General features: G+C 54.6%; 9 protein-coding genes. 1 reads left to right on the plus strand and 8 read right to left on the minus strand.

The annotated features are described in order from the left end of the window. Nucleotides 1-142 precede the first annotated feature (142 nt). Entirely contained in the window at nucleotides 143-1,108 is a 966-nt protein-coding gene (locus HALKA_RS0117460) for a tyrosine-type recombinase/integrase (RefSeq protein WP_018259208.1), read from the minus strand. Between the two features lie 689 nt (nucleotides 1,109-1,797). Further along, nucleotides 1,798-2,676 carry a rhomboid family protein gene (locus HALKA_RS0117465; protein WP_018259209.1) on the minus strand — a complete coding sequence of 293 codons (879 nt, stop codon included), beginning with the start codon at nucleotides 2,674-2,676 and terminating at the stop codon, nucleotides 1,798-1,800. A gap of 258 nt (nucleotides 2,677-2,934) precedes the next feature. Between HALKA_RS0117465 and HALKA_RS20040 the strand changes: the two genes are divergently transcribed. Beyond that, on the plus strand, nucleotides 2,935-3,462 hold the full coding sequence (locus tag HALKA_RS20040; protein ID WP_018259210.1) for a helix-turn-helix domain-containing protein: 528 nt from the start codon (nucleotides 2,935-2,937) through the stop codon (nucleotides 3,460-3,462). Between the two features lie 743 nt (nucleotides 3,463-4,205). Here HALKA_RS20040 and HALKA_RS0117480 read toward each other — a convergent pair. The 6 genes from HALKA_RS0117480 to HALKA_RS19815 form a co-directional block, all read right to left on the minus strand. Beyond that, the gene (locus tag HALKA_RS0117480) at nucleotides 4,206-6,098 is read right to left on the minus strand and encodes a hypothetical protein (RefSeq protein ID WP_018259212.1); all 1,893 of its coding nucleotides are present in this window, start codon (nucleotides 6,096-6,098) and stop codon (nucleotides 4,206-4,208) included. 16 nt (nucleotides 6,099-6,114) lie between these two features. Beyond that, entirely contained in the window at nucleotides 6,115-6,621 is a 507-nt protein-coding gene (locus HALKA_RS0117485; RefSeq protein WP_245545339.1) for a transposase, read from the minus strand. Between the two features lie 50 nt (nucleotides 6,622-6,671). Then, nucleotides 6,672-7,181 (minus strand): helix-turn-helix domain-containing protein, encoded by a 510-nt coding sequence (locus tag HALKA_RS20570; protein WP_080505769.1) that lies wholly within the window; start codon nucleotides 7,179-7,181, stop codon nucleotides 6,672-6,674. Nucleotides 7,182-7,706: 525 nt separating this feature from the next. Continuing rightward, nucleotides 7,707-8,396, minus strand: coding sequence for a hypothetical protein (locus tag HALKA_RS21155; RefSeq protein WP_155119451.1), 690 nt, complete (start codon nucleotides 8,394-8,396; stop codon nucleotides 7,707-7,709). A 225-nt stretch (nucleotides 8,397-8,621) separates the two neighbouring features. Further along, entirely contained in the window at nucleotides 8,622-10,040 is a 1,419-nt protein-coding gene (locus HALKA_RS21160) for a hypothetical protein (RefSeq protein ID WP_155119452.1), read from the minus strand. Between the two features lie 267 nt (nucleotides 10,041-10,307). Then, on the minus strand, nucleotides 10,308-10,638 hold a 331-nt coding region (locus tag HALKA_RS19815; RefSeq protein WP_018259214.1), incomplete at its 5' end, for an IS1595 family transposase.

Here is a 10,638-nt window from a genome sequence, read left to right on the forward strand (position 1 = left end):
GGGGACTAAGCGCTGCAAAGTAGCGCTTAGGACGCTGTCGGATCACAGCGCCCGGAAAGCAGCCCTCAGCACCCCGAGGCGGTACGCCGTTCTCTACTCACGATCAGACCTGGAGACAGAATCGCCTATTGTCTTGGCACCCTCACATATCGAACGCATCCCGTCGCAACTCCCGCTTATCGGATTCTGACCGGACATCGTAATGCTCCTCAATCGTGGATTGCGACGAATCCACCCTCGAAGCAAGCAAGCCAGGATCGACCTTATCATCCAACCAAGCCGATATCGAGCTGCGTCTCACATCGTGTGGTGAAACAACGTCCGAACAGTCAGTGATAGGGTCCGACCCGCACTCGCACCCGTCGCCAAGTGACCCGCACGCAGTCAACCGGTACACTCGCTCCCGAATCGAGGACCGGGCCATACGACCGCGCGACGATGCGACCAACGGTTGCCGACTAGACGCATCAGTCACATCGGGACGGCGATCGGTGATCCAGGCGCGAAGCACGTCCGCTACCCACCCATGCAGGTTAATCTCGCGCTCGGATCCACCTTTGTTCTTGAGTGGTGTTCCGGTGTCCGGCCGATGAACCATATCTATCCACTGTTCATCAAGATGGAGGTCCCGGTCTGAGTCGAGTGATCTGAGTGCGCCAATTCGAAGCGAACAGGTCCACAACAACGAGAGGATCACGTGATTCAAAGACGCGTACTGGTAGCGCTCCAAGTCGTCGATGATTGATGTGATTCGGTCAGGGTCGATGCTGGAGTCGCGTGACCGGCCGCTACGAGTTGGGAGGACGATGCTGTCGGGGAGTTCCTCTTCGACCCATCCCATCCGATGTGTGAATCGAAGGAGCAGGCGGAGCACCCCAAGTTGGTTGTACATCGTATTCGAATTCAAATCGTTGCTACGGTATCTTCGGAACCGTGATAGGTCGAGTGGGTCGATGTCATCGAGATTGTCAATGCCACCGGCACCCCGAGCCCACAGTCGAAACTGCTTCAACTGGTAGCGGTGATTCTGGATGCTTGAGTCGGACAGTTCAGATTTTCGTTCTTCAAGGTACGCTTCTATCGCTTCTTCGATTGTGATATCAGTCATGCTTGCGGTCTCCGTGCCCGGGAGCGCAAGCGCAGACGGTGATCTCAGCGCGATTCGCAGTCGCCTTCACCAGACTCGGAAGCCCGCCCGCGCAGCGAAGCGAGCAGGCAGGTACCGAGCAAGTCGGCGGTGAGCCGTGGAGCGACGAGCGCAGCGAGGAGCGAACGGNGAGCCTCATTAGAGTTGACACCTCGCAGCGAAGCGAGAAGTGTCAACTCTAATGTAGGTTCAAATCCGCCCCAACCCATACCAACTTCGTACGGATCGTAACCGTACGAATTCTCTCATTTTAGCCCTTCTAGGCGTCAGTTCGTGGTTTTTGGCGGGAAATTTACCGTCGTCGCGAAGTCGCAACCCAAACGATTTCTCACGGGGGTCGTCGCCGTCCGGGGATTCCGTGTATTCGTACTATGGGTTGGGATATAAAAGCTGGCAAATCGAGTTGCGTGTTACCTGTTCACTCGATTGCCTTGTCTAGACTACCTGAAGAATAGAATAGATCAGAGCATCGCGGCTGTAGCTAATGAATGTTGACCCGAGTCATTCGCAAAATAGCGGTCTTATTCGATCTGTTGAGATACTCAATCAGTGATGGGTTTCCGCGTTCGTGCTGAATACAGGGCACGCATCGATCACCGGCAATCCAATCGAATTGCTCCAGAAGTCCACTGAACCGGCAAAGGACTACCTTAGGAGCGAACTGCGTGAGTAATCCCGATTTTTAGCCATCTTCGAATCCCCTGCCACGCCCCGCCGGCGACGATACCGCCCCACACAAATCCCGCACCATGCGCGAAAATATTCGTGAACGTCCCATCACTGACAGGGTCAGCTGGGAATAGCGCAACCACGACCGTCAGCAGCACGATACCTACCCCCATAGCCAGCCATAGTTCTGTCCACCATGCTTGCCGTCGGTCCCAAATGTCTCGCACCGATACCGCACGGAGCAGCAACACCCAACTGAGTGCGATACCGAATGCGACGAGAGCAGTCACCCGCACATTGATCCAGCCGGCGTATATCACTGACAGTTCCCAGAGCATGAGCAATACGGCCATCTGCCCAACAGCCTGTGTCACGGCAAGCCCGACCTCTCGGTTCACCCACACCAAGAATGCAACAAAAATCAGCCCCGCGAACCCTGCCACCACACCGGAAAAGCCACGCTCAACTGGAGTCGCCGCTGGCGCGAACCACCCGAGCAGCACATAACTCGATAGACTCACGAGCACTGGCAGGACCGTCAAGAACGCCACAGTCGATACCCAGAACCACCGTCGGGCGTCAAGTACCCGACAGAGGATGTACGCCACTCCGGCGATAGCTACGAATCCACCGACGTTCTGAAGCAGATGGGACCACCCGGCGTGCACGTACGTATGCGTCCACAGGGTCCAGGAAATAAACGCCCCGTGATCGAAGGCCAGCTGGGTCTGCACACTCGATGGGACGAGTACGTGGATGCCCACGAGGATCCACGCGAGCAGGCTGAGAAAACCGGCGTCAACGACCAGCCGGCGGTCAACGGTGTCGGGTATGGGTGTCAGAACGTTAGACCACTCCACAGATGGTCACCTCCAGAAACGGTGAGTCGATCCATGCTGACACTCTTCGAGATTCGATGCGTCTGTATTGACCGCAAGTACGGTTCGCGTTGTGCATCGACAGGCCGATATATGCACATCAGGCATATAATAGAGGATCACCGTTCAAGCACCGCTACCGGGTGTTTGTGCCGACCAAGAGCGTCTTGGTCGCGGCCAAATGGGTGCCACTGCCAGCAGTTATGCTCAAGTGGGCGCCGGACGGTATGTCAGACGGCTATGGCAGAGCTGCCTGCCGAGTTCCGGGAGCAGTACGATCAGAAGGGTGATACCTTTGAGACGATTGCCGAGATCGTCCTCACGAATCACGGACGGCAATTTACAGCCGATGACATCGCTGCCAAGGTTGACCCCGAACGGGAAGCGGTCCGGCAACATCTCAAGACACTCGAAGATGACAGCTGGATCGACGGTGCTGATGGCCCCAAACAGTATACCTGGAACACGCAGAATCACAACCCAGCAGAACAGCAGGCCACTGAGGCTGTGGGGTCAGTCACTGACGACGCCCTCGCACTCGCTTCACGAGCGACCAACAGTGTCCCAGAATTCTTTGCTGTTGTCGCGATACTCGGCGTAGTAACGGGGATGGTGTTAGGTGTGACTGCATTGGTTGCCATCCTGCTGCCAGTGGGTGCAGGAACGCCTCCTTCGTACGCAGCCATTGGGAGTGGCTACGCGCTCGGTGGGCTCGTCACGCTGGGATTGGTCTGGCTTGCGGTCCAGTGGACGCGTTGTCAACCCTAAGACAGTCAGAAACACCAACTTCGTGACTTCTGTGCTTCCTCTATTGTATTTTGTACGGATAATTGTGCTTGCGGTCTTGCTTGAGACCGCTCAGATTGATGAAGAAAAGGGCCGTGAAATTCCGGACCATGAGTATAGCAGTATCGACCGGATTACTGAGCTTTCACAGTTGTTCTTTCACACCCACACTGAGCCGCTGATTCACCGATAGCGGCTTGAAATCAACCGTGACCGAGTGCCGCATGGACTTTCTGTATCTCGTATGATGGGATTGTCAGATAGACAGGAGATCAATATAGCTCAAACAGCAAAAAGCAGCCTTCATTTCTAAGTCCAAATATATTAGTAGACCAACTATATTTAACTCCGGCTTTGGGGTTTGACCACCCTGAGAATGCTATTGGGCACCCTTTGAGGTGTTTTTGATTATGCCTGGCGGTGAATCTACAATCTCGCAGTAGCGATTCTGCCGTGTGGCCACCCTCTGCGCACTATTGTGTATCGTTTCGTCTATTCTGAAGGGGATTGCCACTCTGCCCACAGCAATTGTACGCGGGTTATTACTGGATTAGAAAATACTATAGCACCTATTGCGCCGTCAGGATCTATAGAATACTGGGGTTGAGGGCGAATTCTTTCCACAGATATGTGGGGTTATTCGGATGGTGATACTGATTTTGAGAGGGGACCCACGAGTTGGTCTGGCATGTGATTCAGAAGCCATGTTATAATTTATTTGGTATTTATTGAGATTGGGGTGAGGATGCAGTTTCTTTGAGGTCGTCTTCCACAACTCGGTGGGTGGTGATCGGATGGAGTTCGTCGTGGTCGATTTCGAGGAAACGCTTGCGAAGGTCGCCAATATAGTAGTCGCCAGTGATTGGCTTGGAAGCGGAGAAGCGTCGGTCGGGGACCGTATCGTTGGTGTAGGCGTTGATCAGTTGGCGTACGAGGTCGCTATTCTGACAGACGTACAAGTGGTGTGTGCCGCCAACGAGCGAATTGAATTTGACCGGCTCTTGATCGATCTCCTCGTCGTCAGCGGAAACAATTTCGGCGAGATACTGGATACTCCAGTCGTCGTTGAAGGCGACGATGTCAGCCTCATTCCCAGGTAGACCGTAGTACGGGGCTGCTACCCAGGCGACATCGTCGTAAGAAGACAGGAGACGGACCGTGTCGTTGAGGATGCCGTTGTGGCGTATGGATGAATCGACAACTCGAACGCCTGGAACACGGGCAGAGACTGTGAGTCGCGACCTGCCTTCCTCAGTCGGGATGTGATAGGTCCGCCGGCTGAGCGAACGCGTCATTGTTAATTCTGTGAACTCGTTGGCCTGTGTGGGCGTGAGAGCGTCGCAAATCTGTTCGACGAGGTCTTCTGTCCCGTTACGGAGATAGGACGGGAGACCTCCGACTCTGACGAACTCAAGCACTTCTAGAGCCTCAACGACGTCGGTGGGGCGTTGGTGATTGAGCGCATGTAACGCTGCGATTGCCTCGTCGAGTGACTGACCGGTTGTGGTCTCTCGGGAGAGAATTGCTGGTGGAAGGGTGAACTGAATAGGGAGGTTGCAGTTCCTGTATTTTTCAAATACTCCCGGATCGTGACAAGAGACCGCATCTTCGTACTCCCAGTAGTGTCGATTGCAGACGGTGCATCGCCAGTCGTTGGACTCTGTGCGCTCGACATGTTCGCCAGCTGCTGGCCTACCCGAGCGTCTCGACCAGTGTACAGCCTTGGGAGCTTCAGACGCTAAATACTCCTGTGCTGCTCGCCCGAATCGTTCGAGGCATCTGTCCGCTGCACCATATTTCGGAGGGTATTCGCCAGCAGCGTACCCCTCGAAGGACGGCTCTGTGATCAGGCCCCCGGTCTTACTACCGCCTGGTGTGTCATAAGAGACGATTACTTGATATTGATTATCAGTTGTCTTTTTCATCGCATCCCGGAACGGGTCTTCGGGGATGTCGTCTGGTCGGACGTCGTCTGATTGGATGAAATCGTTGAGGTCTCCCTGGTATATTTGCGTATTGAAACCGTGGATTTGCCACATATTTAGATCACGAGTCGGGTTTGCGCCAAGGCAGAGATCGACAACGAACCCCTCCTTAGATGCCATGTCCCAGTCAACACTGGATAATGGCCCGGGTTCCTGATTAGGAAGGAAGCCTGGATTCCCTGCACTATATGGTTCATTCAGAACCAGACTCAGACGTGGATTTTTGATGTCCTGATCGGTGGCACGCATGTCGCAGTATAGCTTCCAAGCGAGTAGATCACTCAGCACACACTGTGCATAGCTGGAGAGGTCACTCAGATCAAACAGGAGCACAGCGTCTGAACCGAAATCTTCGAAGACATTGAACGTAGATTGCTCGATGGTCCGTAGCTCTTCGAGTGCACTTGGTAGGTATGAGTCGAGGTACGCTTTCTGTTTGTAGTACGGGTTCGATGACTGACGGGCGGTCGGATTGAATGTCATCTGATCGCCTGATTCCTTGAGGAGTGCGTCAGGATCTATCGTATCAAGCGACCGCTCGAGTTCTGCAAAAGAAGCCTCGGGTGGACTCCGGCCCGATGCGAGCACGTCGATAAAGTTCGCCAGTTCTCTTTGTTTGATACGGTCGTGCATTAGTTTTTACTGGTAATTAACGACAGAGATACTTCCAGATATTCGGTTCATCAACAGTTGGAAGGCCTCGCTGGATTTGCTGTTTTAGCGTCGAAAGATCTGGGATGAGTCGATGCTTGAACCACTCGTTGAGACGATCCCAGCATCCTTCGACTGGATTGAGCTCCGGTAATTTTGGTGGGAAGTACCAGATATCGAGGTCGGTTTCCTTTTCCCCGCGCACGCACGCGACCGAACTGTCTCCGACAGTTTCGGTCGCGCGTTCACCGCTAACGTGTTCCCAGAGATCTCTGTTGTAGAAGTATCCAGCACGGTCGAGAAACACCACTAACTCCTCACCGAACCGCTCTTGGAGTGCACCGAGCAACCAGATCCCTTGTTTTGATGTGAGATTCTCCTCAGTCCAACAATAGAAGCTGTCACCGTCGTCGGTGACAGCGCCGAGCACGGTCACCTTATCCCAAGAGTTCGATGTCTCTATCGTTGGATTTGAGCCGATTGGGTACCAGCCACGTCGTTGCACTGTGCCGACGCGCTTGGTGAACTGATCGACGACAACAACGGTTTTGTTGGTCAGTTTCGGCCGTTTTTTTCGACTGTTTGTTGAAATTCGGCTTCTTGTTCTGGATCAGCCTCGTGATTTCGCGGCCGTGCTGTCCGGCAGGACAGCCCGGCCTTTCCCAGGAGTTTCCGAGCGTGGCCTTCGCTGTATTCGACTCCGTACTCTTGTTTGACATGGTGAAGGAGCAGTTTCGGCGACCACGCTTGTTGCTCGTAGCCGAGTTCTGTCGGCGATTGTTGGAGCCGCTCGAAGAACTGTTTGCGTTCGTGTTTGTCGAGCTTCGAGGGGCGGCCTGGTCTGGATTCGTCGTAGGGAGCTTGCTCGATCGGTTCTTCAGTGAACCGATCGAGCCAGTTGCGGATCGTCTTCTCCACGACACCATGTCGTTCAGCTAGTGTCTCGTGTTCATCGCCCTGCTTTCGGCCGATTGCAGCAAGAACACGTTCTCGAGGAACCTCACCCTCTGTTTGTTCACGGAGCTCCTGAAGCTCTTCCAGAGTGATATCGTCTAACCGTCCCATTACCGCAAATTGAGTCTACACTGGCAAATACTTTCGCACGACTGTATGATAGGGCTGAGACCGTCTCGGTTGCCGAGTGCAGGTATTCCCCACGCGTATGCTGGCCGATCAGTTTGCTTGGTATACTCATCGATCGGACGTTTCAAATCAAAACTGCGCCGGTCTACCAGTGGGATGGCTGGTAGAGAGTCGGGCACCTGGAACAGGTATCCAGTGACTGGCGGGTTGGCATACCGTCCACCGACGAGTTGTGCAAAGTCCGTCGTTAGGTCGCCCGTGTAATCAATGGCAACGACTGGCCCACCTGTATTTGTCAGCGTTAGCATGGCCTCAGATAGATGGGTGGTGATTTTCTCTCGATTCGGGGAGACATACGCGGTTCGAATCGGGTACTCTGAGAGTGGATACCGAATCATCTTCTCTCCTGACGGGCGAGGGATTCCCAGCCGGATACCAGAGTCGCTACCTTCGTCCTGTTCAGACCGGGCGTTAGCCGCGTCCTCCGTCGATCTCGTGTCGTCCGACTCAGTCATCGCGCACCACCTCGATTGACCGATGGGTTGACAACGTCTCAATTCCCCGTTGCCAGAGATCGGCGGTGGAGAGTTTGCGACGCCAGAGGCTGGGCCGATCTGTTTCAGGACTTCGATCAGGTCTGTTCTCGAAATTTAGATAGTCTGGATGGTCCAACTGGCTCATAACAGACCGGAGATCGGTTATGGTGGGACAACACCAGTGAGCGGTGACACCGAGTTCTCCGAGGGCTTTGAGCTTCGAGAAATTACGACGAGTTCGATTCTTAACACCGGATCGTCGTTGCACTTCGGCGATGTGCATGAGTGTGTCGCCATCGAAGACGGCGACGTCAAGGGTTCGATCGCGGTAGTCGTCGAGGCCGAGGTCTTCGAGCGTCAGGTCGTCAAGCCCGGCCGTAGCGAGCGACTCTCCGGCAAACTGACTGTCAGAAAGATTGATGTCTCCAAACGTGAGGTTGTGTCGGTCGGCCATCGTGAATCGATCGTCGAGCTGCGACAGCGGAATGGCTGCGGCGGTCGCTCCTACATCGACCCCATATGCATTCGCAGTCTCTCGGGACAATTCGCACGCGTCTGGGCAGAATCCTTGAAGCGAGATATGCTCTGCCCCCAGTCGGTGGAGGTCGTAATACCGGTGCGCAGTCGGGTTTGCTACCAAGTCGGACAGTGCGGTGGCCATCTGGGCGACACCCACACGGTGGGAGGTTGTTTCTGCGGGGTGCGATTCGGCGTATCCCTCGTGTGTGATACCCCCGTAGCGTGGATCTTCATATTGGCCGTCATTCGAGGAGGGTCTGGATTCATGACTGATAGACGTCTGCATGAGGCGCATCCGAACGGAGTAGGGGATCTCGTAGTAGATGCCCTCCAGTTCGTCAACGATTTCGACGTGTCCCGGCCGTGTTTAGACGCTCCTCAACCGGCGAGTCACGGGCCGTTGCGGTTGATCTAAAATCTGTCCTGAGTGCCTCATCGTGTCGATCTGTTCGCGGAGCATACGCCGCAAGAGCCGATTTGTACTGCGTCTAAACAAGGCCACGTGTCCCCTATTTTCGAGTTTATCGAGATCGACGGAGAGTTGCCGTTCACTCCCGTCTGTTAATCGAGACATGGGTTCTGTGAGACTATACCCGTCGATGAAGCCGGTCATTGCGTACGCGATGCGAGTTAAGAACTCTATCTCATCAGCAGAACACTCTGGAAACTCATCAGGTTGAGCGTGAATTGGAACGTCACTCGGGGAGTCGACTGCGAGGGGTTCGCAGACGGCCGCACGGTGTGCCTGGTCTTGTGCCTGTGAGATCATTGCTGCATCCGATGTCGTCGTCCCCTCGATGTCCTGTGTGCCCAAGGAACCTGCAACTGAATACGGGTGGTCCTCGCTGGCTGAGTCGTACCGATACTTTCGTTGTTTCTCAAGTACGCGTTCGTACGCGGCCCAGAGATGCAACTGGTCTTCTTGTGGACGGTATAACGGCGTGTACTCTGGTTGTTCGATCTTGTACTCGACTTCAGCTCCTCCAGTACGGCACCTGTCTGTCGTTTTGCGATCGCAGACGGCGGAACCGTAGGATCGTTCGAGAACGTCTTGGACGGCATTGGCCGTGGAGAGGGCGGTCGATGGCCGGTGTGGTGCGGGGAGAATATCACAAACCATCGCGAAGAGTTGGTCTGGAGTGTGGTACTCATCGAAGCTTCCCTCTGGGTGTGCGCGTACGGCGTCGACGATATTGGCCAGTCGTTTGCTCGGGACGATACCTGAATCCAGAAGGGTTGAGCTGTCTTTGTATTCGGTCGGTGAGTTTGCACCGTAGCAGGTCCCGTAGAGTTCTTCGTCGTGCCTTGTTTCGAGATATTTGACGATCTCATTACGGACACGTTCTCCTTCTTGAACACAATATGCCAGCAGCCGAGAGTCCACGATCTGGTAGTACGCGTGCGTGAGCTTCGCCCATCCAATACGAGCATACGTTTCCAGCTTCCGCTCCCATATCGAGCGTGGAATCTTCGCGACGCCGTCTTTGACTTGAATTGCCGGAAGATTAGCTGGGGTCTCGAACGGTCGAGCCTCTGCTCTACACCGTAGCGAAAGGGCGTTTTCGTCAACGAGGATGTTCTGTTCGTTGACCGCTGTGACCGGGAGCGGTTCCTCGCTGTCGTGGGTTGCATGGGAGTCGGAAACGAGAATCGCACTAACTACTCGCCGCTGAACGTCATCCGGTGCCACCCGGAATATTTGTTTGATATGGGAAATGAAGTAGTCGCGAAGCGACTGTGCTATTCTGGACAAGCCAGGGTTTTTCCATAATGGCCAGTAGCGCATTTCTCGACGATAACTGTCCAAGGGGACGGCTGATCGACCATGTAGGTCATCAAATGGGCGGGATCGTTCGACACGGAGTGTTCCGAGAGCATGGAGGAATCCGATTTCAGGAGCAGATTTGATTTCGTCGTCGAACGCTCGCTTCGTCGTTGGGTTCTCGGTGAGCTGCGAGTGATCTATAGCTCGATTAACGAAATTGTCGAGCCTCTCCGCGACTGTTTCCTTAGACGGTACGTCTGCTTCGGCTCGCTTGCAAATCGATTGCGCTCATCCCGATACATTGTAACACAGCAGTTTCTTGAACCAGTCGTCCGGTGAGTTGAGTTTCAGTGCGAGAAATCCGAGGTATTTTTGGAGATGATGCTTCGAGATGCCTCTGAACTTCGCCAGCCACTGGCGAAGGAAGCTGTGGCGGTTCTCGCAGGTGTTTGTGTGGGCGTCACCGATGACGTAGGTGTCGGAGTGGGTGACGGCCAGATGGCCGTCCACCCCCTCCGTCTCCTCGATGTCCTCATAGATCGTGTAGCCGTCGGTACAGAGGATGACGCTTCCGTCGCCGTACTCAGAGATGTCCTCGTCGGCCTCTTGCAGATCCTTA

Source organism: Halomicrobium katesii DSM 19301 (genome assembly GCF_000379085.1).
Taxonomy (GTDB): domain Archaea; phylum Halobacteriota; class Halobacteria; order Halobacteriales; family Haloarculaceae; genus Halomicrobium; species Halomicrobium katesii.

What these genes read in the sequence shown, in the direction of transcription:
- HALKA_RS21155 (WP_155119451.1), bottom strand. Translation starts at nt 8,396, where the DNA reads ATGGCCACCGCACTGTCCGACTTGGTAGCAAACCCGACTGCGCACCGG.
- HALKA_RS20570 (WP_080505769.1), bottom strand. Translation starts at nt 7,181, where the DNA reads ATGGGACGGTTAGACGATATCACTCTGGAAGAGCTTCAGGAGCTCCGT.
- HALKA_RS21160 (WP_155119452.1), bottom strand. Translation starts at nt 10,040, where the DNA reads ATGCGCTACTGGCCATTATGGAAAAACCCTGGCTTGTCCAGAATAGCA.
- HALKA_RS0117460 (WP_018259208.1), bottom strand. Translation starts at nt 1,108, where the DNA reads ATGACTGATATCACAATCGAAGAAGCGATAGAAGCGTACCTTGAAGAA.
- HALKA_RS20040 (WP_018259210.1), top strand. Translation starts at nt 2,935, where the DNA reads ATGGCAGAGCTGCCTGCCGAGTTCCGGGAGCAGTACGATCAGAAGGGT.
- HALKA_RS0117480 (WP_018259212.1), bottom strand. Translation starts at nt 6,098, where the DNA reads ATGCACGACCGTATCAAACAAAGAGAACTGGCGAACTTTATCGACGTG.